This window comes from Chitinophaga barathri (genome assembly GCF_003807585.1).
Classification (GTDB): Bacteria; Bacteroidota; Bacteroidia; order Chitinophagales; family Chitinophagaceae; genus Chitinophaga; species Chitinophaga barathri.
Genome location: NZ_RMBX01000007.1, coordinates 182,761 through 208,690, shown reverse-complemented (window position 1 = coordinate 208,690; position 25,930 = coordinate 182,761). Strand labels below are relative to the sequence as shown.

Here is a 25,930-nt window from a genome sequence, read left to right as displayed (position 1 = left end):
TTACCAGTTTGCCGGGTTTAATAATGTTGTTTCCTCCACCATGATCTCATTGACCTGCTGAAACAAATGCCTGTAGGCCGGTGTGGCGGGCCAGATGGCATGCAGGTTTTCACGCAGCTGCTCAATGGAATCCACGCCTATCAGTACTTTATCGATATACGGTTGCGCCAGCGCGTAGTTCAGTGCCAGCTGGTTCAGCGGCACTTCGTGTACCACCGCGAGATGTTGCAGCTTTTCCACGTATGGCGCCAGCGGGGCAAGTTTGCCGGGAAAGGTGGCAGTGTCTTTAAAAAAGAGCCCTTGCAAAAAAACAGACCGCACATGGATCTCTTTCCCCATTTCCTTTGCTTTCACCAGCAGTGCTCCACGTTGTGAATTATTGTCCAGCAGGTTGAACGGTAGCTGGATCAGCTCAATGTCTTCATCCTCTGTTACGGCGGCCAGCTCTTCGTTTGTATAGATCGAGATGCCGATCTTTTTGATCAACCCTTTTTCCTTCAGGTCTTTCAGCTCATTGATCAACCCGGTATTGCCTTCATAGTCCTTATAGTTATGAAACATGTAAGAATACAATTGGTCGATGCCAAGCATTGTTATCTTGCCGCGTGTATATTCTTCCAGCTGCGCCTGCCCTTTGAACTTGGAAATGATGCTGAAACGTTTGCCCGTCTGCCGGTGATAGGCCGCAATGACAGCTTCCGCTTCACCATAGGCTTCCGCGGTGTCCAGCATGGCGATGCCGTTTCCGCCGGCAAAGTCCAGCATGTCAAACACCGCCTGCGTATCTGGCCTGCCCTGGCTGTTATTGATGCCATAAGGAATACCGAACTGTACGGTACCGAGTATGATCTTATTTGTAGGCTGCATAAATATCTTTCTTCAACAGGCTTACACTGCATTTATTGTAATAGTCATCGCTGGAATCAAGCTCTTTGGTGCCGTGGTCAAATGACCCTTTGAACACCAGCTGGTACAGCTCGGTTTCCGTGAATATCCTGTCGTAGTTCTGTTTGTAACTGTATGCCTGGAACTGGGTGATGTGCTGATAGTTATTTTTGATCGTTTTTTCGGAAAAGAAATCCACGACGATCAGCAGGCCTTTGTCCGCCAGCACCCTGTCTATCTCCGCAATCACTTTCAGCAGCAGTGGCCTGTCTATCACGTAAAACACAAATCCCACTACCACCAGGTCAAACTGCCCGTCCGCATACATGCCCATCTGGTCCGCCGTACCGGCGGAAAGTTTCACCTCCGGGTACATACGCGTACCATAATCCACCGCCTGCTGCGAAGGATCAATGCCGAATACATTCGTTCCCGGATACAGTTTTTTGATCCCATCCAACCGGTAACCGGCCGAAGAGCCTATCTCCAGTATATTTTCCGGCTTCACCCTGTAATTCCTGATCGTGCTGATCACGATATCATCCTCTGCTTTGTAATTGTCCAGGTAGGATTTATTGCGCTGGAACCATTGATCCGCTTCGTATTCCTGGAAAGCTTTTTTCTGAAAATGATCCGTCTGGTCAGGCATATTGTAGTACGGTTTGAATGACAAAATCGAGGTCTTCCTGCGAAAGGCCGGGATACATCGGCAGGCTGAGACATTCTTCATAAAACGCTTCCGCCAGCGGATACTGCCCCTTGCCATAACCCAGGCCCTGGTAATAAGGCAGGGTATGCACCGGGATGTAATGCACCTGCGCATAGATATGATGCTCACGCAACTTGTCGTACAGCTGTTTCCTGTTCTTCACTTTGATCACGTACAGGTGATAGGCATGGCCTTCACCATTGTCCGCCACGCTGGTATCCACATTGGTGCCCGCGAATTGCTCCGTATAATAACGGGCTATTTCGCGGCGGCGGGCCAGTCCTTTGTCCGCTTTTTCAAGCTGGGTAAGGCCCAGGGCGGCCTGGAAGTCCGTAAGCCGGTAGTTGAACCCAAGGTCCTGCATTTCATAATACCAGCCACCATGGTTCTCCTGCAATTTCGCGGGGTCTTTGGTGATGCCGTGGGTGCGCAGCAGCAGCAGCCGGTCGTACAAAGCGGGATCGTTCGTGGTCACTATGCCGCCTTCGCCGCAGGCGATATGTTTTACGGGGTGAAAGGAAAAGATCGCCAGTTCTGCAAACTTCCCGTTACCGCAGAATTGTTTTTCGCCTTTGCTGTCCGTAAAATAACCACCGGGCGCATGACAGGCATCCTCGATGATCCAGAGGCCGTACTCATCCGCCAGTTTCCTGAACGCCTCCAGGTCCACGGGATACCCGGCGTAATCCACCGGGATAATGCCGGTGTAGGTGCCTTTGGGTGAAGCCTCCAGCAATGCCTTCACGCTGGCAACGTCCAGCGTGGCCGTCTTCGGGTCTATATCGGCGAATGTCACTTTACCGCCGCAATAACGGATGCAATTGGCGGATGCCGCAAAGGTAATGGGAGTGGTAATTACATTCGACTGTTCATTCACATCCAGCGCCAGGGCCGCGAGGTGCAGCGCCGCGGTGCCGTTTGAAACCGCTACCGCATAACGGGCGCCGACATATTCCGCAAATGCTTTTTCAAATGCCAGGATGCGGGGACCCTGCGTCAGGAAGTCCGACTGAAGCGCATCCACAACCGCTGCAATGTCCTTTGAATCTATTTCCTGTTTACCGTATGGTATACTGCGCATAATATGGTTAATGGTTAGATAGAAAAAGTGGTGTCAACATGTTCCCTGATCAGGGTCCTGATCTCCTCCACGTTCACCCATTCCGCATTTTCCCCGGAATTGTACCGGAAACCCTGCGGCACCGGCACCGCTTTGAATTTTTCAACAAACTCTTTCAGTTTAAAATCCGTGCTCAGGGGCAAAATTACATAGTATTTACCCAGGTCATAAGTGGAGAAAGAATCCGAACTGGTGATCATTTCCTCGTGGATCTTTTCACCCGGGCGGATGCCGACAATCTTTTGTTCACAATCCGGGCCGATGGCCGTGGCCACATCCGTGATCTTGTAGGAAGGTATTTTAGGTACGAAGATCTCCCCGCCCCAGGCCAGCTCCAGCGCATGCAGCACCATATCCACGCCTTCTTTGAGGGTGATGTTAAAACGCGTCATGGTAGGATCTGTGATAGGAAGCACGCCTTCCTGGCGTTTTTTCATAAAAAACGGGATCACGGAACCGTTGGAGCCCATTACATTGCCGTAGCGTACCACGGAAAAACGGATCGGATTGGCTCCTTTGATATTGTTTGCCGCTACGAACAGCTTGTCCGAAGCCAGTTTGGTAGCCCCGTATAAATTGATGGGAGCGGCCGCTTTGTCCGTTGAAAGGGCTACCACCCTTTCCACATTGGTTTCAAGACAGGCATTGATAATATTCTCAGCTCCGATGATATTGGTCTTGATACATTCCATGGGGTTGTACTCGGCAATGGGCACATGTTTCATCGCCGCGGCATGTACCACGTAATCGATGCCTTTCAAAGCCCTTCTCACCCGGTCGTAATCCCTCACATCGCCGATAAAGAACCTGATCTGGGGATATTGGGCCTCGGGATAGTCCTGCGCCATCTGAAACTGCTTCTGCTCATCGCGGGAGAAGATGACCAGTCTTTTGACCTGTGGCCACCGTTCGAATACCTGCTGGGTGAATGCCTTTCCAAATGACCCCGTCCCCCCCGTGATGAGGATGCTTTTTCCATTTAAGTCTAACATAAGATGATGCCTTTATGTACTTTTTTGTTTATACCAGTTGTTACAGCCACCCGGCAGCGGTTCCCCGGCAGGGTGATTTACAAAACTAATGTTTATCACTGGCAAAGAAAACCTAATATTATCGCCCGGGCCGATGAGGGCAGCGGGAAACCGCGCGAACCGGCAGCCGGAACGCAAACAAACCGGCGTTTATTGTCATGATTCCGCCCTTACCGGCCGGTTTGGCTGCGACCCGTTCCTCCTCAAAGGGATGCTATGATTTCGGAAAATCCTTAGATTTGCGGCCATATACCCCATAAAAATGACCAGGCCAACAATTTTATTCCTTACCCTTGCCATGCTTGCCGGCTGTTTCCCGCAACAGGATATCGTCACCGGAGAAAAAAAACCGTACGAGTTTTCAATCCCTACCGTCAACAAAAAGAAAGCCCGCAGGAAAATACTTCCCACCATTGCATTCAGCAATGCCATGAAGCGTTACCGCAAGGAACGGGGCTTTTTCCCGCAGGACATGCGGGCGTTTGAATACTACAGCGACTACACCCGGACAGCCATGCAAAGCATGCGGGAAAATGGTTTCAAGGAATTGTACATTTCTTATCTCTATCTCGATTCCATGGTGATCGACTTCTGGCACCAGCCTATTTATTCCCAGAAGCTGGGCAGTTCGAAGTACGGGATAGACCTGTCCGGGCAACTCATTTATGTAAAAAGCGATACCAATTTTTACGAATACCGCCGCTTTGATAAAAGCCTGCCAAAGCGCGTCAGCTACCAGTATGTGCCGGATACCACTACCAACTACCGCCGTTGATTTAAATTATTTTTAAATTGCAGCCTATGATCAGATTCACCGCCATCCTCAAAAAATTTGGCGACATGGGCGATAAGACCGGCTGGACCTACATCGAGCTCTCCCGGGAGCTGGCGGAAAAGCTGAACCCCGGCGTCAAAAAATCGTACCGGGTGAAAGGCAAACTGGATGAGTATGCCATCAAACAGGTGGCACTGGTGCCAATGGGTGAAGGGAATTTTATTATAGCGGTAAACGCCGTGATGCGGAAAGGCATTGGTAAAAGACAGGGCGCTTCCGTAAAAGTACAGCTGGACGTGGATGACGCCGGCTGGAAAATGAATGAAGACTTCCTGGCATGCCTCGAAGACGAACCTGGCGCCATGAGCTTTTACAAATCACTGGCGCCCGGCCACCAGCGGTATTTTTCCAATTGGATAGAGAGTGCAAAGACCGAGGAAACCCGCGCCAAACGTATTGCCGCCACGCTCAACGCCATGCTTAAAAGTATGAACTACGGCGAAATGATCCGCGCCATGAAAGCAGATAAAGACAAGTTTTAGCACTCCTTTTTTAACTTTTCTTTAGAACCGGAAATAATATCTTGGTTACCGGTTCCATGCACAAGATAATTATCCTTATAAGCCTCTTCTGTTGCGTTGCAATTCCGGCCGCTGCTCAATCCGCTGTAAGCGGAACGGTGTCCGGGAGGGATTCATTGCCTTTGCCCGGCGTATCCGTGCGGAACATCCGTACGAACAGCATGACGGTTTCAGATGCAAACGGAGCTTACACCATTCCCGCGAATGCGGACGATACTTTGTTTTTCAGCGCCATGGGTTATTTATCGATGGGCATCAGGGCGGACCTTGTGCCGGCGGACCTGCGCCTCAGAACGCTGGTAACTTCGCTGCCGGGCGTGGAAATCGTTAAAAAGACGCGCCGGAGGGATTCCCTGGAAACGAGGGAGGAGTTTAAAGCGGCGTTTAATTTCCGCAGACCGAAGGTGAAGGAGATCGTAATGATTACACCGGCAGGCATTGCATTGAACATCCATAAGCTGTATAAAGCATTGTCTTTTGCCAATAACAGGCGGTCCGATACTTTTAAAGGCAGGCTGATCAAATATGAACAGGACCGGTATATCGACGAAAGATTTTCCACGGAGCTCGTCACCAGCCGTACCGGCCTTACCGGAGACAGCCTGGTACAATTCATGAATCACCACCGCCCCGATTACAAATTTGCGGTGGAAGCCTCCGACTATGATTTTATCCTGTTTATCATTAATGCCTGTACGAAGTTCAGGCAGGGGGAAGTAAGTGTTCCTTAATAATCTTCAGTAATAGCACGGTCAATGCCCTGTAATCCTCAGCCACAACTCTTTCCAGGCGGCGCGGATAAACCGCAGTTTTTTAAGGCTCATTGTCAGCAATAGCTCTTCCCGCAGACTGCTCACATTATCAAAGAACCTGAACACACGGGGCGCGGGGTTTCGTGTGAACATCCTTGAAAAGACGACCGCTCCTTCCGGGCTTTTTTCGCTGAGCATCCGTAGCAGCACACTGTCATAAAAATGAAACCTTTTCCAGCCGCTGCGCCTGCTCAGGTATGGATGGCCGCTTCCGGCCAGCTGATCCGTGAGCCGCCGGGAGTGCTGCTGGATGAACCGGAAGGTGTAGCCGGTGGAAGGTTTCGTTTGCCCGCCCACAGTACCGATAAAAACGATCCGTCCTTCATGCGGGGCAAACCGGTGATTGGTCATCGGGATAACGCCGCCTGTTTCTTCCGCAACCCTGAATGTCATGTGAGGGAAATGTTTCGCCATATGTTCCCGCAATGCTTTTTCATATTCGGCCTGCGGCAATGGTCCTTCGGAAAAAAGCGTGTATTCCACCATGGCTTCCGTGGCGGAAACGGGCAGTGTATAAACAAACGCCACACCCTGGTGCTGTATAGCCCTGAAATCCATCAGCGTGGCGGCATTGGCGTCAAAGGCATCTTCGTCCGCCTGTATGGTCCAGCTGCGGAAATGTTGTACCAGGTAATGTTTTCCTTTTTGTTTTTCGAGCGGGGAAGTGGGGATACTGCTGAAAATATAATCCGCCGCGATGGTTTCGCCGCCGGCGCGGATAAACGCATGGTCTTTTTCGGACCACATCTTTTCGATATTCAATTGTTTGATGGTAAAGTTGGAGCGGCGGCGGATGATGCTCCTGGCGTGGTTGTAAAAGTCCACTGACCGGATCATTTTGTAAGTATACGGCCGGATGTCCAACAGGGAGGAGGCGCCGTTTACGCTGTGGAACCATACTTTTTCCCAACGGCGGTGAACGATCTTTTCAAACAGGCCGGGCGCGGTTTCCCAGAAACACCAGGTGCGGTCGTTTTCGTCTTTGGCGTCTTTATCTATCACCAGTATCCTTTTACCGTGCAGGCGGGCGCAATCCGCCAGGTACACGGCCAGGCTGAGGCCTGCACAGCCCGCCCCTGCGATGATATAGTGGTAATGCTTCAAGGATAAAGGGCAAGTTTAACATCATTTTTCCTTTTGCCGGTCTGTTCTTCATTTACGGGCCTGCTCCAGGTAATCCGCGATTTTGGGAAATGCCAGGTGAAACCAATGGGTGAAGGTTCCCGGCTCTTCTTTCAGCAGGGCCCTGATACTGTCCAGCGGCAGGAAACGGTGCGCCTGTACTTCAGCCTGGTCCGGTGTTACAGCGCCATTGTACGTTCCCACAAGCACATGATCAAATTCATATTCGGTCAGCCCGTTGTCGAACCGGGCGCGGTATGTAAAACTGAATATTTCTTCCAGCGGGCAATCGAACCCCATTTCTTCCACCAGGCGGCGGTGCGAGGCGGCGAGGGTTTCTTCCCCGGGCAGCGGATGGCTGCAGCAGGTGTTCGTCCAGAGGCCGCCGGAATGGTATTTGTCCAACGCGCGCTGCTGTAGCAGCATTTCACCGGCGGAATTCACGACAAACACTGAGAAGGCGCGATGAAGCAGCCCTTTCTGGTGGGCTTCCAGTTTTTCCATGGTGCCTACAGGTTCATCCTGTTCATTGACGAGTATAACGGGTGGTAGTATCATTTCGCGCCGGATAGTTAGGCTATAAATTTAAACAAGTTCGGCTGATTTTCCGGCAGTGGGAAAAATCGCTGCTTGTAGGGAGCGTATGGTTCTTCTCATACAAGTATGTATTTTTTTGAGTGTAGATAAGGTAATCGATTCATACTCAGCATCTAGCAAGTATCACATAACATGTTGTATATAGATATATGTGATAGTTTGAGAATTTGAAAAAGTGTTTCATATTTTTGAGTTGATTTTCAACCTATTAATATTTATATGTTATTTTTAACGAACTTTTACTGATCCTTTTGTGTAAATCATTTATTGGCAGGGAGTTTGTAGAAACGGCTGGAATATCGGGAAGGAACTATCGGAAACGCATGAAGAAGCTATTATTGAATCCTATTGATCGACCTGTGCATCAATGCCTTGGTTCTTATTATTACCAAATCCGAGGTCAGATGAAAGTGGAAAACCTGTGTTATGAACATATCTGGCAACTGATTATGGAAAAGTATAAGATCGTACTTGATCATTTGGATGCTTATGCACAACAGGAGGAGGTTCAACCTTCAGAAGTCCGGAAGCTAAAAGACCTTATCCCGCACGCCCCAATCTCGAAAAAGAACTGCTCGCCATCGTACGTCCTGCTATCAATCAGCCCGGCTGCTGGCCACGTTTTGCAGGATTGATGCAAAATCGTTCCTGAACAGAAACATTGGACATGAAGCTGCGATGATCGGCGAAGATGGACAAGATAATAATGCATAAATAAATTATATATGAAAGTAGTGATTCTTGCCGGCGGTTTAGGAACACGTTTATCGGAAGAAACATCATTAAGACCAAAGCCTATGGTTGAAATTGGCGGGATGCCCATCTTATGGCATATTATGAAGATATATTCCTCTCATGGTTTTAACGATTTTGTTATCTGTCTTGGGTATAAGGGATATATCATTAAAGAATATTTTACGAATTACTTCTTGCATAAATCTGACGTAACAATTGACTTAAAAAATAATTCATTAAAAGTTCACGATACCCAGGCTGAACCATGGACCATTACACTGGTAGACACCGGTGTGGATTCCATGACAGGCGGCAGAATAAAAAGGATCGCCCCGCATGTGAACAATAGCACTTTCTTGTTAACATACGGGGATGGAGTGGGGAACGTGAACATTAAAGAACTGGTTGAATTTCATAAAACTCACAATAAATATTGCACTGTAACGTCCGTACAGCCTTCAGGACGTTTTGGTGCACTCAATATTGATGACAACCTGATGGTCAATTCATTCACGGAAAAACCAAAAGGAGACGGAGCCTGGATCAATGGTGGTTTTTTTGTTTGTGAACCTGCGGTATTTGACTATATCCAGGGAGATCATACGATATGGGAAAGAGAACCGATGGAAAAACTCGCCATACATAAACAGATGGCAGCCTACAGGCATAACGGGTTCTGGAAACCGATGGATACTCTCAGGGATAAACAGGAGCTTGAGCATGATTGGACAGCCGGTGAAGCCAAATGGAAAACCTGGTAATACTACAACTATGATCTTTTCAAATACATATAAAGGAAAAAAGGTCCTGATAACTGGTCATACTGGTTTTAAAGGAAGCTGGCTTTTAAGCTGGCTATTTTTATTAGGCGCCAAAGTAAAAGGTTATGCCCTGCCGCCGGAAAACGAAAATGACCTCTTTAATGAGATCGGGGGAACCAACCTGTGCGAATCAATTTTTGGAGATATCATGGACTATCCCAGCATTGAGAAAGAAATACTGGAGTTTGAGCCGGATTTTATTTTTCACCTGGCGGCCCAGCCCCTTGTGAGACTTTCTTATGAAAAACCTGTGGAAACTTTCAGTATTAATGGTATCGGTACCGCACATATCCTGGAAGCAACAAAAAAACTGGCCAGACGCTGCAACCTAATCCTGATTACCACCGACAAAGTCTATCATAATCATGAATGGTTATATCCATACAGGGAAAACGACAGGCTGGGAGGATATGATCCTTACAGTGCCAGTAAAGCCTGTATGGAGCTTATTATTGAATCTTATAGGAACTCTTTTTTTAACAGCGCTCATTATGAAAATCATAAAAAAGCCATTGCAGTAGCACGCGCCGGTAATGTCATCGGTGGTGGAGACTGGGCAAAAGACAGGATCATCCCGGATACTGTACGTGCGTTGAGGCAAAACGAGCCAGTTATTATCAGAAATCCAAAAGCAATAAGACCATGGCAACACGTCATGGAGCCTCTATGTGGTTACCTGTTGCTTGGATATTACATGGAGAAAGATCCGATAAGATTTTCAACCGCCTATAACTTCGGCCCTTACATTGAAGACAATCTCGAAGTGGAGGATCTTGTAAAAAAGGCCATCGAAATCTGGCAGAAAGGCAAATATGAGATCAGAAGTCACGGAAGCCAGCCACATGAAGCGGGACTGTTAAAGCTTGACATCAGTAAAGCCTTAAGTGAACTCGACTGGCGGCCCAGGTTAAATGCAAATGAAGCAATCAATAAAACTATTTCCTGGTACAAAAATGCACAAACAACGCGGGCATTTGAATTAGTGAAAAAAGATATTCTTGACTATGAAAATGCCTAAAATTTTAATCCTGGGGAGCACTGGTTTTGTAGGAGGCAATATCTATAATATCCTGCATAACCTCTATCCTGTTTTTGGCTGCAGCCGCAAACCCGGCCAGACCGCGAAGAGCACTATTCATATGGACCTGGACGACGTCACCTCATGGGAGAACATTTTCCGGATCAGGCCGGATGTAATTATTAATGCCTCCGGATACGGCGTTGTCAAACACCAGGCAGACCCGGAAAAAATGAAACTGGTAAATTACTACCAGCCTTACCTGCTTAAAAAATACCTGGACGAGCAGCATTCAGGTTATTTCTGGATACAGATAGGGACCGCCTTTGAGTACGATCTCGGACTAGGGGAACTTCGTGAAGACAGTGCTGCAATGCCGCTTACGGACTATGGCATCAGCAAATTACTCTTCTCCCGCTATCTTGAATCCTCTGAAAGAAAAAACTTCCTGGTGCTGAGGCCATTTGCCATGTTCGGTCCGGGAGAAGATCCGAGTAAAATCATACCGGCCCTGCTACTAGCGCAAAAAAACAGGAAAGAGATCGAACTTTCCTCAGGCGCTCAGCAACGGGACTATTTTTTTGTACAGGACCTCGCGCACTTTATAGCCCGGCTTATAGAATATGGGCTGGATAAAGTAGCCGGCGAAGTGATCAACGTGGGCTCCGGCAGGCCGATGCCAATAAAAGAACTTGCAGAACAGATGTCGCAGACAGTACCTGATTTTAACCCCGGCCTTTGGCAATGGGGAAAGATCCGGCAGCGAACGAACGAAGGCAAAGTATTTTTCAACGCATCCCAAAAGTGTGAAGAACTTGGTTTTATGCAGACGCCCATGCCGGAGGCATTCAAAAAAACAATTGATTACTATTATCAGCACTAATATGAGTTTTAAGAATTTTAACGGAGAGCTGGCAGAAATGCTGAAAGGCATCGCAGAAAAAAATGTAACACGCACGATCATCCCGGGGAAAGACTACATCCCGGTGACCGGAAAAATATTAGATAGTGAAGATCTGCTATGGGGCGTGGACGCCGCCTTGGATGGATGGCTCACAACCGGCCGGTTCGGTGTTGAGTTTGAACGAAAGTTTGCTCAATGGTTCGGATCTCGTTTCTCAGCCCTGGTAAACTCAGGTTCATCAGCCAACCTGGTTGCTTTTTATACGCTTACTTCACCAAAACTGGGAGACCGGGCCATTCAGCCCGGAGACGAGGTGATAACAGTAGCTGCAGGTTTTCCCACAACGGTGAACCCCATTATCCAGTTCGGCGCGATCCCGGTATTCGTAGACGTGGACATTCCAACCTATAATATCAAGGCCGAACTTATCGAAGAGGCAGTTTCCCCAAAAACCAAGGCGATCTTTATTGCCCATACACTGGGCAATCCATATAATCTCGACGAAGTAATGCGGGTCGCCCATAAACATAATCTATGGGTAATTGAGGATGATTGTGATTCTCTGGGGGCAACTTACCGTGGTAAGAAAACAGGGACATTCGGCGATTTGGCAACCGTATCGTTTTACCCTGCGCATCACATTACCATGGGTGAAGGCGGTGCCGTACTCATCAATAATGCATCTCTGAAAAAAACGGTTGAAAGTTTCAGGGACTGGGGCCGTGACTGCTGGTGCGAGCCGGGTAAAGATAATACCTGCGGCAAACGTTTCGACTGGCAGCTGGGGGAATTACCCTGTGGCTACGATCACAAGTATACTTATTCACATATCGGTTTTAATTTAAAAGTTACCGATATGCAGGCAGCAATCGGGTTGAGCCAGCTGAAAAAAGCGGATCAGTTTGTTAAGAAAAGAAAAGAAAATCACAAATTTCTTTACAAAATGCTTCAGCAGTTTGAAGAACACTTTATTCTCCATGAAGCCACAGAACATAGCGATCCCAGCTGGTTCGGTTTTATGATCACCCTGAGGGAAGGAAGCAAACTAAACAGGAACGCCCTTGTACAGCACCTGGAAGAAAAAAAAATAGGCACAAGGCTGCTATTTGCCGGCAACCTGGTAAAGCAACCAGCTTATAAAAATATAGAAAAAAGAATAGTCGGGGATTTGACGAACACAGACATTATCATGGAGAGGTCCTTCTGGCTGGGTGTTTGGCCTGGGTTGAATGAAGATCATTATGATTATATTTTAGAAACGATCAAAAATTATATTCATACAATATGAAGTATTTAATTACAGGAGGATGTGGATTTATTGGATCAAACCTGGCGGCTGAAGTATTAAAACGCGGCGAAGAATTAATTATCCTCGATAACCTTTGGCGTCATGGAGGTGCTCAAAACCTTGATTGGCTGAGGGGAAAGGGACAGTTTATTCACCTTCCGTATGATATCCGTAATTATAACGACGTAGAAGTTGCAATAAATACATATAAGCCGGATTATATCTTTCATCTTGCAGGGCAAGTGGCCATGACCACTTCAATTCAGAATCCGCGGCTGGATTTTGAAGTAAATGCAATTGGCACACACAACTTGCTGGAAGCAGTCCGGAAATATTCACCCACTTCGGTTATTTTGTATTCATCAACCAATAAGGTATATGGTGATTTTTCAGACCTGACGTTTGAGGAAACTAATACCCGCTATGTCTGTAAGGAATACCCATATGGTTTCCCTGAATCCCTAACCCTGGAATTCCATTCTCCCTATGGTTGCTCCAAAGGTGCGGCGGATCAATATCTGCTGGACTACAGCCGTATATTCGGGATCAAAACGATCGTATTCCGTCATTCTTCTATGTACGGTAGTAATCAACATGCCACGTTCGACCAGGGATGGGTGGGCTGGTTCTGCCAGAAAGCGCTGGAAATAAAAAAAAGAACGTCAACAGAACCCTTTACCATTTCAGGTAGTGGGAAGCAGGTACGGGATGTTCTGTATGCCTCCGATGTGGTAAGCCTTTATTTTGTGGCAAAAGATATTAAGGCTGCCTACGGGCAGGCATTTAACATCGGAGGAGGGATTTCAAACAGCTTGTCCCTGCTGGAACTTTTTGCCTTACTCGAGAAAATGTTGGGTATACAAATGAGCTATACAAAACTAAACTGGAGAGAAAGCGATCAGAAAGTTTTTGTGGCGGATATCACCAAAGCGCTGGCGCTACTTCCCTGGAAACCTGCAGTAGACAAGAAAGATGGAATAGAAAGCGTGTTAAACTGGTTATCTGTCAAGGTAATCTAAATGTAAGATTCGATGAGAAAAAATATCTTAATTGTTGGTGAAGCGCTAGACCTCTACCGGACACAAACATTCATGAAGTGTGTGATGGATAATTATCAGTTATTCAATCTTACCTATATTTCTGCCAAACCCTACTATAAACTTTCAGGGAATCCACTCATTTGCTTTATTCAGAAAATAAAAAGACGCACACATCTCATTATCCGGGACATTTTCATACTCTATCAATTCCTTCACGCCGACCTTGTCTATTTCCCGGCAATGTTTGTACATTTCCGTATATTAAAAGCGGCTATCTTTTTTAAGAAAAAAATTCTTGCCGAATATTATATTTCAATGTTTGATACGCTGGCTCTGGACAGGAAAACATATAGTGAACATTCTGTGACGGCACAAAGATATAAGGAATTTGATACCCTGCTGCAAAAGCACTCCCGCGCTATCTACCTCAACCTTACTGAAGCAAGAAGATATGCCGCATTATGTCAGCTGAACCTGGACGACCTTGATTATACTATTATACCGCTTTGTGTAAAAGAGCGCACTAAGGCCCTTTTATATTATTATTCCCATAAGGATACACCATTTAACATTGTATGGTGGGGTACCTACATTCCGCTACACGGTCTTGAAAAGATTATCCTGGCTATCAAGGCGGTTGTTAAGAAAGATGAAAACTGCCACCTATATATATTCGGAAATAACGACGAAGCAGCTGAGCCTTATGGCAGGATCATAGCTGAAAATGGCCTCACCAACCACATCACCATCAGAAACGATGTTACTTTTTACAATGGAAAGTTGGAAAAGTTTTTGACAGAACATTGCGCTCTTTCCATGGGAGTTTTTGGTGATTCGGAAAAAGCTAGATCTGTAATCGTAAACAAAGCCGTTGAAGCCGCAGGTATGAAGATACCCATACTGACACAACATTCAGAAGCTTTTTCAGAGTTTTTCCAAGATGGAAGGAGCATATTCATGTGTGAACCGTCTATAGAAGTTATTGCAGATAATATACTGTCGATCAAATCAATGACGGTTGCTGAGGTAGAACATATAGTAAACAATTCATTTAAGGTTTTCCAGGATAATTTTTCCACCGCAGCTGCATATGCAGCGTACGAAAATCTGCTAAAAGAATATGTACAGATGCCCTCTAACTACATAAAATGATTTTGCGAAACCAATTTATACATAGCGTTCTATTTACAGCAGGGGCTAAATATATCGGCTTAGTGGTCCAGTTAGTGATTACCGGGATTCTCTCCCGCCTGCTTACACCGAAAGACTTTGGGGTAATTGCAATTGCAACTGTTTTCATTGTATTCTTTAACCTCCTCTGTGATATCGGCATCGGTGTGGCTGTTATCCAAAACAAAACGCTGACCCCGACAGAGACTGCATCCATTTTTTCTTTTTCAGTATACCTCGGTGTATTGCTCGGCCTCTTGTTTTTTTTGGCTTCAGGATTTATTGCAGATTATTACTCGCAACCCATGCTGATAGCCATTTGCCGGCTGCTTTCCCTCACAGTGCTGTTCGCCAGCCTGAACGTAGTGCCCAATGCCCTTCTGCTGAAGGAAAAAAAATTCAGGTTTATTGCGCAAAGGACCTTATTAATACAAGTGGCAAGCGGCATCGTCGGTATCGCAGCTGCATATGCAGGACTTAAAGCCTATGCGTTGATTCTATATGCAATTTCTGCTTCTGTTTTTATGTTCATCTTCAATTACCTGAAGAACCCGCTTTCATTCGAGCTTTTCCCAAAATTATCTGCAATCCGGAAAATATTCAGATACTCTATCTACCAATTCCTTTTTAACTTCATCAACTACTTCTCCCGTAACCTGGATAAATTATTGATCGGGAAATTTCTTTCTCCTGCCTCATTGGGACTTTACGATAAAGCATACCGTTTAATGCTTTTACCCGTGGAGAACCTGACATATGTACTATCTGCTGTGATTCATCCACATTTTTCAGAATTTCAGCAAGATAAACGGCGGATATTTGACATCTATATGAAGATAGTGCAGGTTTTAGCGCTGGTAGGATTTCCCTTATCTATTTTTCTGCACTTTACTGCAAGCGAACTCATATTTATCATTTTTGGCAGGCAATGGTCCGCTGCGATACCTCCCTTTGAAGTATTGGCATGGAGTGTGGGGCTCCAAATAGTTCTTTCAAGCTCGGGATCAATTTTTCAGGCTGCCAATAACACCAAACTGCTTTTTGTTTCTGGATTCCTGTCCGCAATTACAATGATTCTGGGTATACTGTACGGCATTTTCATCAGCAAAAGTTTAATTGGCGTATCTTTTGGTTTGCTTGCCGCATTCTTGCTAAACTTTGTGCAATGTTACATTCTTCTAATTAGGATGTTAAATGGAGATTTTATTACATTCATTAAGCTATTTAGGACTCCGCTCATACTGGCATCACTCGTATTTATCTCTGAAAGTCTTTTAAATAATTCTGTTACTCTGCACAATGAGGTGGCCAGCTTTTTGCTCAAGTCAGCCGTTGCGGTAGCTGCCGTAACTTCAGGTATGTTGTTACTTGGCGAACACAGGCAATTTTTAAAATTATTACGGTCATTGAAACAGCAATGACAATCATCTTCAAAGAATAAAGAACAACTATGACAGGTATCAAAAAAATGAAACTGGTTTTCTTTACTCATTATACAGAATTGTATGGTGCAAATAAGTCATTGATCAATTTGATTGAGGGGCTGATAAAGGAACAAAAAACTGATGTTGTATTGGTAGTGCCTGCTCTGGGAAAAATTACAGATTTTGCAAAACTGAATAATATTAGTTGCCTGCTACTTCCCTTTTACAACGAAATACAATACAATACCCGAAAAGGGATTACCAGCTTTTTTAAAAATACGCTTAAATTTTTTTACAACTGGTACCTGGTTCTGAAACATTCCCGTAAGTTGGATGGAGCCGATATTATTCACTCCAATTCTTCAGCTACATTCATAGGAGCATATTTTGCACAATGGAAAAAAATACCGCATGTCTGGCATATCAGGGAGTACGGATGGGAAGACTATAAATTTACCTACAATTTTGGTTATGGCTATTTCCAGCATTGGCTAAACAAGTCGACAGCGATAATAGGCATCAGCAATTCAATTTATGCTGCCAGAATATCTACCAGCCCCGTAAAACTCAAAGCGGTGATATACAATGGCGTGATCTTTTCGAAAGATATCCCTGTAAATGAACTACCCAATAAAACAACAGAAGCTCCCCCTCCAAAAATGATCTTTGCCATTATTGGCCTGATCTGCGAAGGAAAAAATCAGATGGAGGCTTTGCGCGCATTCCAGCTTGTCCACCTTACTAATAAGAAAACCGAACTATGGATCATTGGCGATGGAGAAGCTAAATACATTAAATCATTAAAGGAATTCATCAATAAGAATCATTTACAGGATTACATTAAGTTCACCGGCTATCTTGACAATATTAAATCAATATACGATTCTATTCACTGCCTAGTTATGTGCTCAGCCAACGAGGCTTTCGGCCGAGTTACGGTAGAAGCAATGGTGAATAATGTTCCTGTAATAGGATATAATAATGCCGGCACTTCGGAAATCATCAGAGATAATGATAATGGATTGTTGTATTCAAATGGCTACACCGAATTATCCGAAAAAATGAAACTTCTTTTAAAAGATAATGACCTCTCCCTGAAGATAAAACATAACGCCCGGACTGAAGTACCAGAGAAATATACAATCGAAAAATATAGCGCCGGCATTTACAACATCTATATGGAAGTGTTATTTTCTTCTCATTAAATGCTAAACTCCGGTTGAGTGCTGTACTAACAACCTGACTGGTTTCACATAATTGATCACCTCTCCGCCCCCCGGAAGAAAGTCGTCGTTAAGGTAAAACCTTTTTCAGCAATCAACCGATCAGATTCCGGATACGTCATCCCAGCCATTGCAACGTTTGAAAACGACGCAGTGGTGACTTCACGATAAACACGTGAGCAAAAATCAACATACGATACCTCTTCCTCCGGGGGCAACAATTTACCGGGGAGCATAAGGCATGTAAGGGATGTCAGTTTGATGGAGCGCTTTCCGTGAGTACGGACAGATTAACAAGAAATCAGTTTCAGTAACGGGCTACCTGGGCTTTCAACATTTTACGGGCGAAATGGATACGGCTCTTGATGGTTCCTAAGGGTTCTTCCAGAATATCTGCAATCTCGAAATACTTGAATCCGTCCAGGTACAAGATGAACGGCTTTTTAAAAATAACGGGCAGGTTGTGAACGGAGGTCTGGATGTCTTTGATCCGGAGGCCGCTTTCAGCCTGGTTGCCAATGATCACCTGCTGGGTGTTGAGCAGGAAATCGTTGGTGGAATTGTCGAAGCAGAGGTGTTGTTTTGATTTTCGCCGGTAGTTGTTAATAAAGATATTCCTCATAATGGTGTACAACCAGGCCCGGATATTAGTTCCGGCAAGGTACTTTTCCTGGTTGGAAAGGGCCCTGAACATGGTTTCCTGATAAAGATCCTTGGCGGATTCGGCGTCCTTGGTCAACGTTATGGCGAAGGGCTTTAGGAAGTCAGCATTGCTGAGCAATAGGGTGTTAAATTCAGCGGATGACATATTGTTTAATTTTTGTTATACTAATTTAAACAAAATAAGACGTTACTCCAAACAATTTCCGCGATTTTTTTTCGTTACGGGCTAAAATGCAGGTTAATTAATTATTTCATAATCAGCATTTAGCAAAAGCACAGGGAGTATTATTCACATGTATAACCGATGGTTAACGGGGTTAAATACGTTTAACTATTCATGCATAAAACATTAAACAAATGTAAGGATACAGTTATATAACACGAATAGTCCACGTCTCGTATATATACGCTCGAACCACCCTAATGGTTTTGTAACTTTGAAAAAAAATTATCCCTTCTTTTATGAGCTGATTTTCAGTCATGTAACATTTATATGTTATTTTTAATAAATTTACGGTGCCGTTCTCGTAAATCCTTACAGGAAGCCGGTTCATCATATACAGCCCAAACAAACTGAAATGTTCCCGCATCAAAGAAAGATTTTTATTTTTGTCGGGGTTTGCATTTGACCGCCCGTGTGATTAAATAACTCCGAAAAAAATATTACTAAAAACACTTCTAACATCTCTCAAAAAATGACAGCCAACGATCAGAAAATTGCCGTGATAGGTCTAGGATACGTAGGATTACCCCTTGCCATTGAATTTTCCAGGAAATACCCCGTACTTGGTTTCGATATTAATACAAGCCGCGTAAATGAACTTTCTGCGGGTGAAGATCATACCAATGAGGCGGACATCGAAAGCCTGAATGCAATGCTGGCTTCCGGCAAAACGAACCCTAAACAAGGACTGAAACTCTCTTCGGATGAGCAGGACCTTACCTCCCCCAATATTTTCATCGTAACGGTGCCCACTCCCATTGACCAGTTCAAAGCACCGGACCTGAAGCCCTTGCTGAAAGCTTCGGAAATGCTGGGCAGGTACTTAAAGAAAGGAGACATTGTCATTTACGAATCGACTGTATATCCCGGCTGTACCGAAGAGGATTGTGTGCCGGTGCTGGAAAAGGTTTCGGGCCTGAAGTTCAATACAGATTTCTTTTGCGGTTATTCCCCTGAAAGGATCAATCCCGGGGATAAGATCAATACCCTGACAAAGATAAAAAAGGTCACTTCCGGCTCTACCCCGGAGATAGCGGACGCCGTGGATGCGCTTTACAGCAGCATTATTACTGCGGGCACTCATAAAGCCCCCAGCATAAAAGTGGCTGAAGCCTCCAAAGCCATTGAAAATGCACAACGCGATGTGAATATCAGTTTTGTGAACGAACTCGCCCTGATATTCGACCGTATAGGTATAGACACCTCTGACGTGATCGAAGCCGCGGGCACCAAATGGAACTTCCTTAAATATAAACCAGGATTGGTAGGCGGTCATTGCATTGGCGTAGATCCCTATTATCTTGCGCACAAAGCCGAGTCTTTGGGATATCACCCTCAGGTGATCCTGTCCGGCCGGCGTGTAAATGATAACATGGGCATGTTCGTAGCGAACAAGGTGGTGAAACTCATGATCAAAAAAGGCCATAAGATCGACGGGGCCAGGGCGCTTATCCTGGGCGTGACTTTTAAGGAGAATTGTCCGGATGTTAGAAATTCAAGAGTGGTGGATATTTACAGGGAGCTGATGCAATTCGGCGTGGCTATAGACGTGTACGATCCACATGCCTCCCATGAAATCGTGGAAGAGGAATACGGAATTAGTCTAACAGATAAGCCGGGTTCGGGGTATGATGCGGTTATACTGGCCGTGTCTCACAAGGAATTCCTCGAGCTGGACTTTTCAAAGATTACCAACGGGAAGAACGCCGTTGTATTTGACACGAAATCATTTCTAGACAGATCATTGGTAGACAGTAGGTTGTAAACTTATTTGCAACTCCCAACCGGATAAGAAGGGAATTTATATTAACATTTATCGTTACCCAACCTTCCCTCTGGCAGCTGGCAGGCTTATAAAGGCTTCATTTTAAATTGCCACTGATTTTCAGCTAGCTAACATTTATATGCTTTTTTTAATAAATTTGCCGATCCTTTTTTCGTAAACCCTTAATTGGCAGAGAGTTTGCAGAAAGTGGTGAAATATTCGCGAAGTTATTATTATCTGGAAACTGCATGAAGAAGTTATTATTGGTTCAAATATTCCTGTTTATAGGTCTGTGCGCTTTCGCACAGATTCCATCCATATCCCAGATCCAGTCGCAACAAATGAAAGTGGAAGATTTGTCTGATGAACAAGTGCGGCAACTGGTGGCGGAAATGAAAAAAAATAAGATCGGGCTGGACCAGTTGGACACTTACGCGCAGCAGAAAGGAATACCTTCTTCGGAAGTTGGCAAGCTGAAAGACCGTATCCGTGCGCTGAACCTTGAAAAAGAATTGTCATTCCCTGTCTCTGGTTTTAGCCCTATCACGGATACGGAAAGGACAGTGGATCAGGAGGGCACCACCCAATCCGCCCGTGACGTAAAACCCATGACTGCTGCTGAACGCGATTACGATGCCCGCAGGAAGAAAATTTTTGGGGCAGAACTTTTTACCAATAAAAATCTGACCTTCGAACCCAATCTGCGCATGGCCACACCACCAAACTATAAGCTGGCGGCAGGTGATGAGGTAGTAATAGATGTATACGGTTATTCTGAAGTGCAGCATAAATTGAAAGTTTCGCCTGAAGGGTATATAAGGATACCATATCTGGGGCCTGTATATGTGAACAGCCTGACGATGGATGAAGCCACCAAACGGATTTCCCAGCAGCTGGCTACTATTTATGGAGGCATCAAGTCTGGCAATACCTTCGTGCAGGTATCACTAGGCACTATTCGCACTATCCGTGTGCTCCTGATCGGGGAGATCGAAATGCCGGGCACTTATTCCCTTCCTTCACTAGCAACGGTCGCTAATGCACTGTACGTATCCGGTGGCCCCAATGTGAATGGCTCGTTCCGTGATATACAGGTGATCCGTAATGGCGCCCCGGTTGTCCGTTTCGATTTATATGATTTCCTGAAAAATGGCGATTTGAGCAATAATATTGTGCTGCAGGACCAGGACATTGTGCGGGTGAATCCTTACAAAACCCGCGTGGAACTGGTCGGGCAGGTGAAACGCCAGGCTATATACGAAGTAAAAGAGAACGAAACCCTGCAAACTGTGCTGGATTACGCAGGCGGTTTTACCGACATAGCATACCGTGATGCAATTCGTGCCAGCCGAATCAATAATAAAGAACGTGAAGTTGTGAATGTGCCTTTTGCTGAGATCAACAGCTTCCAGCTTCATTCAGGGGATCGGTTCGTTGTAGATTCGGTATTAAGCCGTTTCTCCAACCGGGTGACCATTACCGGCGCAGTGTTTCACCCCGGAGAATATGCCCTGGAAGGTGCCAATATGACCGTTGCAGATCTGATCAAACAAGCAGATGGAACGAAAGAAGATGCTTCTACCGCCCGCGCTGTTATTTTCCGCCTGAAGGACGATTTTACACCAACATTGCTCAGCTTTAGTGTTTCCGAGGGAGGCAGAATTTCCCTGCAGCGGGAAGACAGCGTTGTAATCTACTCAAAGTTGGGCCTGCAGGAAGAATATCAGTTAAAGATAGCCGGCGAAGTAAACAGGCCCGGGTATTTCAATTTTTCCGACAGCCTGCAGATCGGTGACCTTATATTGATGGCCGGTGGCCTAAGAGATGCTGCATCTTTAAAAAGAGTAGAAGTATCGCGCAGGGTGCGCGGAAAGGAGTATAATCCTGCGGACAGTATTTCGTCCATTGTTGCGCAATTCGACCTGTCTGAAGACCTTGCATCGGCCCAGGGCTTTTACCTCCAGCCATTTGATGAAGTGGTGATCAGGAAATCACCTACCTATTCGGAGCAGGCATCTGTTTCTGTTGATGGGGAAGTGGTATTTCCTGGCTCTTATACGATCAATACTAAAAAGGAGAAGATCTCCGATTTGATGAAAAGAGCCGGTGGATTGCGACCTGAAGCATATGCGGAAGGAGCTGTTTTGTTGCGCAAAACGTTTGTAAACTCATCCGACAGCGCCCTGTTGAATTCGAAATTGCAGATTTTCTACAATAAACTGGATGACAGTACGGCTATCCGGAAAATGGAGACCACCGTTTCCCAGAAGGAGCAGTTACTGGGTATTAATCTGTTGGAAATATTAAAAACTCCCGGTTCCAAGTACGATCTTTTACTGGAAGAGGGGGATATGATTAAGATTCCCAAAAAGTTGGAGACAGTACAATTGTATGGAGAGATTTATTTTCCGAAAAAGATGCGGTTTGACAAGAAGATCACTTTCAGGGATTATATCAGAGGTGCCGGCGGGTTTACAAATAGCGCATTGAAGAGAAGAAGCTACGTGGTGTACGCAAATGGTGACGTAAAAAGTAGCAAAAAGGTACTTTTCTTCAACAGCTATCCAAAAGTAAAGCCGGGAGCCGAAATTTATGTACCGGCCAAAAAGGATGGCAAAGGGTTGAACTCACAGGAAGTAATAGGCGTTACAACAGGTATAGCATCGCTTGCTTTGATCATCATTACCATTTTGGACAGAACGAATTAACCCTTCAAGGTTAAGATAAATAACCATTTCATGGAGCCAACTATACTAAATCAGGAAGAGCCTGAAAAAGAACTTTCGATAAAACAACTAATCCTTCAAATGAAGGAATGGATCAGGTTCCTGTGGAGATTATGGTTTTTTTTTATACTGGCTGGCGCGGTGGGCGCCGGACTTGGCTTCACATATGCTTTTTTAGTCAAGCCCCGATACATAGCGAATCTCACATTTGTCCTCGAGGAGAATAAGTCGGGCGGCCTTGCCGGATATGCTGGCTTGGCTAGTCAGTTCGGGATTGACCTCGGATCAGGTTCAGGGAGCGGTATTTTCGCAGGAGACAACATCATTGAGTTCCTGAAATCGAGACTGATGGTGGAGAAGACTCTTCTCACCGCCGTTGACGCAAACGGGAAAATTCAAAGCCTGGCGGATCTTTATATCACTTCAAACAACCTCAGAGAGGTTTATGATAAGAAGCCGGATTTAAAAAAGATCAGTTTTGCCGCCGGAGCCGACAGAAAAAATTTTACACGGCTGCAAGACAGCATACTCAATACCTTATATATTTCAATCACCAAAAAGAACTTATCCGTTATTAAACCCGATAAAAAATTAAGTTTCATAGCAGTTCAATGCATTTCGCCGAGTGATATTTTTTCTAAGTACTTTGCTGAGACACTTGTAAAAGAAGCCACAGATTTTTATATCCAGACAAAAACGAAACGTTCTAAGACCAACGTCGACAAATTGCAATTGAAAGCTGATTCCCTTGAAACATTACTGAACCGCAAAACATACTCTGCCGCCGCGTCACAGGACCTCAACCTGAATCCAGCGCGTAGCTTGGCAAAAGTAGGAACTGAGGTGGTTACACGGGACAAGATTGTACTACAGACCATGTATGGTGAAGTAGTGAAAAATCTTGAGTTGAGCAGGATGTCTATGACCCAGGAGACGCCTATTATACAAATAGTTGATACTCCAATCCTTCCTTTGGAAAAAAAGAGATTTGGAAAACTGAAAGGAATTGTGATTGGCGCGTTTTTAAGCGTCTTGCTAACAGCGGCCTTTTTGATTTTACGCCGTTTGTATAAAAAGATCATGGTCTAGGCTCCAGGGCCTTCGAAATGTACATTCTAGTAATAAGAGACAGAGAACCTGTAAACATTTAACCAATTAATGGAAGCAACTAAAGGCTTAGGCATATTGCGAAGTCAACGTGCACAGAAAAATGTATTGTTGGCCTTTATATACAAAGGTGGTAGCATCTTGGTATCACTGTTGCTAATTTCTATAATAATAAAGTTTCTGGACAAAGAGAACTATGGTGTATGGCTAACCCTTAGTTCCATTATTGGCTGGTTAGGTTTCTTTGATATCGGCCTGGGAAACGGCTTACGTAATAAATTATCAATCTCCCTGGCTAACAACGACAGGGAAAAAGGCATGCAATATGTAAGCACAGCATATGCCTCCCTTGCTATCATAATGGGTTCATTATTCCTGCTTTTTGTTATAATCAATAGCTTCCTCAACTGGCAAAAAATTCTGAATACTAACATCGTTTCAGAAAGCATATTGACCCGTTGCGCCTTATTGGTGTTCTTTTCCTTCGGGCTAAAATTCGTACTGGACCTGATAAGCGTAATTGTTACCGCCAGCCAGCGATCGGCGCTTGCAGGCCTGATTAACTTCCTCACCAACGTCACTGTACTGCTTCTCACTTTTGTTCTGACAAAATTAAGCCAGCCCTCTCTATTTAACTTTGTGGCATTAACAACCTTAAGCCCAATTGCTGTTCTGCTCCTGGCCAATTTTTTTCTTTTCTATAAAGATTCCATGTACTCTTCTTTGAGGCCGAAGGTATCTCACATCCGGTCTTACCTGGTAAAAGACCTTTTCGGCTTGGGCCTGCAATTCTTCGTTATACAAGTAATGGTGATCATCATATTTTCCACCCACAATATAATGATCAGCCAAATCTTCAGCCCCGCCGAAGTAACACCATACAATATTGCATTCAGGTATTTCAGTGTTGTAACAATGGTATTTTCCATCATATTGACGCCCTACTGGCCGGCTTTTACAGAAGCACATGTAAGGCATGATAACCAATGGATATCCGGCTCCGTACGAAAACTTATTTATGTCTGGTTGTTATCTGTTCTCGGCACAGTTATTATGCTTGTTTTTTCAAGGGAAGTGTACCGTTTATGGCTAGGCCCCGAGGTAACTGTACCCTTTTCGGTGTCCGCAGGCATGGCAATTTTTGTAACTATTTCCAACTGGAACAGTATTTTTGCCACCTATATCAACAGTATCAGCAAGATCAGGCTGCAGTTATTTAATAGCATCCTGACAGGCATTGTAACTATTCCCCTTTCTTATTATCTTTCCAAGTACACAAGTCTGGGGTTAAGCGGCATTATAATTGGGACATCCATTTGCCTTTTATTCGGATCTGTATGGGCTCCTATTCAATATCGTAAACTAATTACCAATAAAGCTAAAGGAATTTGGAACAAGTAATCTGCAAAATATGCAACACGTCTTCCAATTTGCACCTGGAAGGAAAAGTACTTTCAAAGTATGTCGTTAAGTATTTTAAATGCGCCAGTTGCGGATTCATTCAAACCGAGCAGCCTTACTGGCTGCAGGAAGCTTACAAAAATGCAATCACCTCGCTTGATATCGGGTTGCTAACCAGGAATAACCACCTGTTGCCGATCATCCAGGCCATAGTTCTGAAATTTTATGACCCCACGAAGCAGTTCATAGACTATGGTGGTGGCTATGGCGTATTGGTGCGGCTGATGAGGGATGCCGGATTTGATTACTACAGGCAGGATATTTATTGTGAGAACCTGTTCGCAAAGCATTTTGATATAACAGATCTTTCTCCCGATAATCTGCGGTTTGAATTGCTGACCGCCTTTGAAGTATTTGAGCACCTGGAAAACCCCGTAGCTGAAATGGAAAAAATGCTAAAGTACAGTGATAACATACTTTTTTCTACGGAGCTGCAACCAAACCAGGACGTTAACTTTAACAACTGGTGGTACTTCACACCTGAAACGGGACAGCACATCTCTTTATTCACACTGGCTTCACTGGAGGCGCTCGCCGGACGATTTGGCCTGCATTTATACTCCAATGGAAAAAATATTCACCTGCTGACAAAAAAACGATTATCCAGTTTTACATTTTCATGTATCGTAAAAAGAAAAATAGCCCGTGCCTATAGCGAAATTTTTAACCGAAAGCCGTCTTATTTACCGAAGGACTTTAATTCCATTCTCAATAAAATCAGGCAATAACC

General features: G+C 44.9%; 24 protein-coding genes. 17 read left to right on the top strand and 7 right to left on the bottom strand.

Annotated features, from left to right (window positions below; translation table 11 throughout):
• From EG028_RS14320 to pseB, 4 genes are read right to left on the bottom strand one after another with little or no spacing between them, the layout of a single operon-like run.
• Nucleotides 1–867 (bottom strand): aldo/keto reductase, encoded by an 867-nt coding sequence (locus EG028_RS14320; protein ID WP_120517171.1) that lies wholly within the window; start codon nt 865–867, stop codon nt 1–3.
• Nucleotides 851–1,534, bottom strand: coding sequence for a class I SAM-dependent methyltransferase (locus EG028_RS14315; protein WP_162946513.1), 684 nt, complete (start codon nt 1,532–1,534; stop codon nt 851–853). Before EG028_RS14315 ends, EG028_RS14320 begins: the two co-directional genes overlap by 17 nt.
• Entirely contained in the window at nt 1,527–2,675 is a 1,149-nt protein-coding gene (pseC, locus tag EG028_RS14310) for a UDP-4-amino-4,6-dideoxy-N-acetyl-beta-L-altrosamine transaminase (RefSeq protein ID WP_120517173.1), read from the bottom strand. The genes EG028_RS14315 and pseC overlap by 8 nt, the downstream gene beginning before the upstream one ends.
• Nucleotides 2,676–2,689: 14 nt before the next feature.
• Nucleotides 2,690–3,706 (bottom strand): UDP-N-acetylglucosamine 4,6-dehydratase (inverting), encoded by a 1,017-nt coding sequence (pseB, locus tag EG028_RS14305; RefSeq protein WP_120517174.1) that lies wholly within the window; start codon nt 3,704–3,706, stop codon nt 2,690–2,692.
• Nucleotides 3,707–4,007: 301 nt separating this feature from the next.
• Between pseB and EG028_RS14300 the strand changes: the two genes are divergently transcribed.
• The 3 genes from EG028_RS14300 to EG028_RS14290 are packed head-to-tail and all read left to right on the top strand — an operon-like array spanning nt 4,008 to nt 5,832.
• On the top strand, nt 4,008–4,520 hold the full coding sequence (locus tag EG028_RS14300) for a hypothetical protein (protein WP_123864674.1): 513 nt from the start codon (nt 4,008–4,010) through the stop codon (nt 4,518–4,520).
• 26 nt (nt 4,521–4,546) lie between these two features.
• Entirely contained in the window at nt 4,547–5,062 is a 516-nt protein-coding gene (locus EG028_RS14295) for a YdeI/OmpD-associated family protein (RefSeq protein WP_120517176.1), read from the top strand.
• Between the two features lie 56 nt (nt 5,063–5,118).
• A complete protein-coding gene (locus EG028_RS14290) occupies nt 5,119–5,832 on the top strand; it encodes a carboxypeptidase-like regulatory domain-containing protein (RefSeq protein WP_123864673.1) in 714 nt (237 codons plus the stop codon).
• Between the two features lie 21 nt (nt 5,833–5,853).
• Here the strand turns inward: EG028_RS14290 and EG028_RS14285 are convergent, their stop codons facing one another.
• Both EG028_RS14285 and idi read right to left on the bottom strand, forming a co-directional pair.
• Nucleotides 5,854–7,017, bottom strand: coding sequence for a lycopene cyclase family protein (locus EG028_RS14285; RefSeq protein ID WP_120517178.1), 1,164 nt, complete (start codon nt 7,015–7,017; stop codon nt 5,854–5,856).
• A 48-nt stretch (nt 7,018–7,065) separates the two neighbouring features.
• Nucleotides 7,066–7,593: an isopentenyl-diphosphate Delta-isomerase gene (gene idi, locus EG028_RS14280; RefSeq protein WP_120517179.1), complete on the bottom strand. Its 528-nt coding sequence runs from the start codon at nt 7,591–7,593 to the stop codon at nt 7,066–7,068.
• Between the two features lie 362 nt (nt 7,594–7,955).
• On the opposite strand from idi, the gene EG028_RS14275 reads away from it, so the two are divergent.
• The 9 genes from EG028_RS14275 to EG028_RS14235 all read left to right on the top strand — a co-directional run bounded on the left by EG028_RS14275 (nt 7,956) and on the right by EG028_RS14235 (nt 17,237).
• Nucleotides 7,956–8,267: a hypothetical protein gene (locus EG028_RS14275; protein ID WP_123864672.1), complete on the top strand. Its 312-nt coding sequence runs from the start codon at nt 7,956–7,958 to the stop codon at nt 8,265–8,267.
• Between the two features lie 90 nt (nt 8,268–8,357).
• Nucleotides 8,358–9,128, top strand: a complete 771-nt coding sequence (gene rfbF, locus EG028_RS14270; RefSeq protein WP_120517181.1) for a glucose-1-phosphate cytidylyltransferase — start codon at nt 8,358–8,360, stop codon at nt 9,126–9,128.
• Nucleotides 9,129–9,138: 10 nt separating this feature from the next.
• Nucleotides 9,139–10,206 (top strand): CDP-glucose 4,6-dehydratase, encoded by a 1,068-nt coding sequence (gene rfbG, locus EG028_RS14265; RefSeq protein WP_120517182.1) that lies wholly within the window; start codon nt 9,139–9,141, stop codon nt 10,204–10,206.
• A complete protein-coding gene (locus EG028_RS14260) occupies nt 10,199–11,089 on the top strand; it encodes an NAD-dependent epimerase/dehydratase family protein (protein WP_162946515.1) in 891 nt (296 codons plus the stop codon). Before rfbG ends, EG028_RS14260 begins: the two co-directional genes overlap by 8 nt.
• A gap of 1 nt (nt 11,090) precedes the next feature.
• A complete protein-coding gene (gene rfbH, locus EG028_RS14255) occupies nt 11,091–12,398 on the top strand; it encodes a lipopolysaccharide biosynthesis protein RfbH (protein ID WP_120517184.1) in 1,308 nt (435 codons plus the stop codon).
• The gene (locus tag EG028_RS14250) at nt 12,395–13,417 is read left to right on the top strand and encodes a GDP-mannose 4,6-dehydratase (protein WP_120517185.1); all 1,023 of its coding nucleotides are present in this window, start codon (nt 12,395–12,397) and stop codon (nt 13,415–13,417) included. Before rfbH ends, EG028_RS14250 begins: the two co-directional genes overlap by 4 nt.
• 12 nt (nt 13,418–13,429) lie before the next feature.
• Complete coding sequence (locus EG028_RS14245; protein ID WP_120517186.1) at nt 13,430–14,590, top strand: glycosyltransferase; 1,161 nt, start codon at nt 13,430–13,432, stop codon at nt 14,588–14,590.
• Nucleotides 14,587–16,029 carry a lipopolysaccharide biosynthesis protein gene (locus EG028_RS14240; RefSeq protein WP_120517187.1) on the top strand — a complete coding sequence of 481 codons (1,443 nt, stop codon included), beginning with the start codon at nt 14,587–14,589 and terminating at the stop codon, nt 16,027–16,029. Before EG028_RS14245 ends, EG028_RS14240 begins: the two co-directional genes overlap by 4 nt.
• A 29-nt stretch (nt 16,030–16,058) precedes the next feature.
• A complete protein-coding gene (locus EG028_RS14235; protein ID WP_120517188.1) occupies nt 16,059–17,237 on the top strand; it encodes a glycosyltransferase family 4 protein in 1,179 nt (392 codons plus the stop codon).
• 325 nt (nt 17,238–17,562) lie between these two features.
• On the opposite strand, the gene EG028_RS14230 is transcribed toward EG028_RS14235, so the two are convergent.
• Nucleotides 17,563–18,063: an RNA polymerase sigma factor gene (locus tag EG028_RS14230; RefSeq protein ID WP_120517189.1), complete on the bottom strand. Its 501-nt coding sequence runs from the start codon at nt 18,061–18,063 to the stop codon at nt 17,563–17,565.
• A 550-nt stretch (nt 18,064–18,613) separates the two neighbouring features.
• Between EG028_RS14230 and EG028_RS14225 the strand changes: the two genes are divergently transcribed.
• The 5 genes from EG028_RS14225 to EG028_RS14205 all read left to right on the top strand — a co-directional run bounded on the left by EG028_RS14225 (nt 18,614) and on the right by EG028_RS14205 (nt 25,928).
• Complete coding sequence (locus tag EG028_RS14225; protein WP_120517191.1) at nt 18,614–19,906, top strand: nucleotide sugar dehydrogenase; 1,293 nt, start codon at nt 18,614–18,616, stop codon at nt 19,904–19,906.
• Between the two features lie 248 nt (nt 19,907–20,154).
• Nucleotides 20,155–22,614 (top strand): SLBB domain-containing protein, encoded by a 2,460-nt coding sequence (locus EG028_RS14220; RefSeq protein ID WP_120517192.1) that lies wholly within the window; start codon nt 20,155–20,157, stop codon nt 22,612–22,614.
• Nucleotides 22,615–22,644: 30 nt separating this feature from the next.
• Complete coding sequence (locus tag EG028_RS14215) at nt 22,645–23,721, top strand: Wzz/FepE/Etk N-terminal domain-containing protein (RefSeq protein WP_120517193.1); 1,077 nt, start codon at nt 22,645–22,647, stop codon at nt 23,719–23,721.
• A 69-nt stretch (nt 23,722–23,790) separates the two neighbouring features.
• Nucleotides 23,791–25,140: a lipopolysaccharide biosynthesis protein gene (locus tag EG028_RS14210; protein WP_120517194.1), complete on the top strand. Its 1,350-nt coding sequence runs from the start codon at nt 23,791–23,793 to the stop codon at nt 25,138–25,140.
• Complete coding sequence (locus EG028_RS14205; RefSeq protein ID WP_120517195.1) at nt 25,128–25,928, top strand: class I SAM-dependent methyltransferase; 801 nt, start codon at nt 25,128–25,130, stop codon at nt 25,926–25,928. The genes EG028_RS14210 and EG028_RS14205 overlap by 13 nt, the downstream gene beginning before the upstream one ends.
• Nucleotides 25,929–25,930 lie beyond the last annotated feature (2 nt).

What these genes read in the sequence shown, in the direction of transcription:
- rfbH (WP_120517184.1), top strand. Translation starts at nt 11,091, where the DNA reads ATGAGTTTTAAGAATTTTAACGGAGAGCTGGCAGAAATGCTGAAAGGC.
- rfbG (WP_120517182.1), top strand. Translation starts at nt 9,139, where the DNA reads ATGATCTTTTCAAATACATATAAAGGAAAAAAGGTCCTGATAACTGGT.
- EG028_RS14225 (WP_120517191.1), top strand. Translation starts at nt 18,614, where the DNA reads ATGACAGCCAACGATCAGAAAATTGCCGTGATAGGTCTAGGATACGTA.
- EG028_RS14220 (WP_120517192.1), top strand. Translation starts at nt 20,155, where the DNA reads ATGAAGAAGTTATTATTGGTTCAAATATTCCTGTTTATAGGTCTGTGC.
- EG028_RS14230 (WP_120517189.1), bottom strand. Translation starts at nt 18,063, where the DNA reads ATGTCATCCGCTGAATTTAACACCCTATTGCTCAGCAATGCTGACTTC.
- EG028_RS14300 (WP_123864674.1), top strand. Translation starts at nt 4,008, where the DNA reads ATGACCAGGCCAACAATTTTATTCCTTACCCTTGCCATGCTTGCCGGC.
- EG028_RS14250 (WP_120517185.1), top strand. Translation starts at nt 12,395, where the DNA reads ATGAAGTATTTAATTACAGGAGGATGTGGATTTATTGGATCAAACCTG.
- EG028_RS14290 (WP_123864673.1), top strand. Translation starts at nt 5,119, where the DNA reads ATGCACAAGATAATTATCCTTATAAGCCTCTTCTGTTGCGTTGCAATT.
- EG028_RS14240 (WP_120517187.1), top strand. Translation starts at nt 14,587, where the DNA reads ATGATTTTGCGAAACCAATTTATACATAGCGTTCTATTTACAGCAGGG.
- EG028_RS14210 (WP_120517194.1), top strand. Translation starts at nt 23,791, where the DNA reads ATGGAAGCAACTAAAGGCTTAGGCATATTGCGAAGTCAACGTGCACAG.
- EG028_RS14245 (WP_120517186.1), top strand. Translation starts at nt 13,430, where the DNA reads ATGAGAAAAAATATCTTAATTGTTGGTGAAGCGCTAGACCTCTACCGG.
- pseB (WP_120517174.1), bottom strand. Translation starts at nt 3,706, where the DNA reads ATGTTAGACTTAAATGGAAAAAGCATCCTCATCACGGGGGGGACGGGG.
- EG028_RS14320 (WP_120517171.1), bottom strand. Translation starts at nt 867, where the DNA reads ATGCAGCCTACAAATAAGATCATACTCGGTACCGTACAGTTCGGTATT.
- EG028_RS14275 (WP_123864672.1), top strand. Translation starts at nt 7,956, where the DNA reads ATGAAGAAGCTATTATTGAATCCTATTGATCGACCTGTGCATCAATGC.
- rfbF (WP_120517181.1), top strand. Translation starts at nt 8,358, where the DNA reads ATGAAAGTAGTGATTCTTGCCGGCGGTTTAGGAACACGTTTATCGGAA.
- EG028_RS14260 (WP_162946515.1), top strand. Translation starts at nt 10,199, where the DNA reads ATGCCTAAAATTTTAATCCTGGGGAGCACTGGTTTTGTAGGAGGCAAT.
- idi (WP_120517179.1), bottom strand. Translation starts at nt 7,593, where the DNA reads ATGATACTACCACCCGTTATACTCGTCAATGAACAGGATGAACCTGTA.
- EG028_RS14235 (WP_120517188.1), top strand. Translation starts at nt 16,059, where the DNA reads ATGACAGGTATCAAAAAAATGAAACTGGTTTTCTTTACTCATTATACA.
- EG028_RS14215 (WP_120517193.1), top strand. Translation starts at nt 22,645, where the DNA reads ATGGAGCCAACTATACTAAATCAGGAAGAGCCTGAAAAAGAACTTTCG.
- pseC (WP_120517173.1), bottom strand. Translation starts at nt 2,675, where the DNA reads ATGCGCAGTATACCATACGGTAAACAGGAAATAGATTCAAAGGACATT.
- EG028_RS14295 (WP_120517176.1), top strand. Translation starts at nt 4,547, where the DNA reads ATGATCAGATTCACCGCCATCCTCAAAAAATTTGGCGACATGGGCGAT.
- EG028_RS14315 (WP_162946513.1), bottom strand. Translation starts at nt 1,534, where the DNA reads ATGCCTGACCAGACGGATCATTTTCAGAAAAAAGCTTTCCAGGAATAC.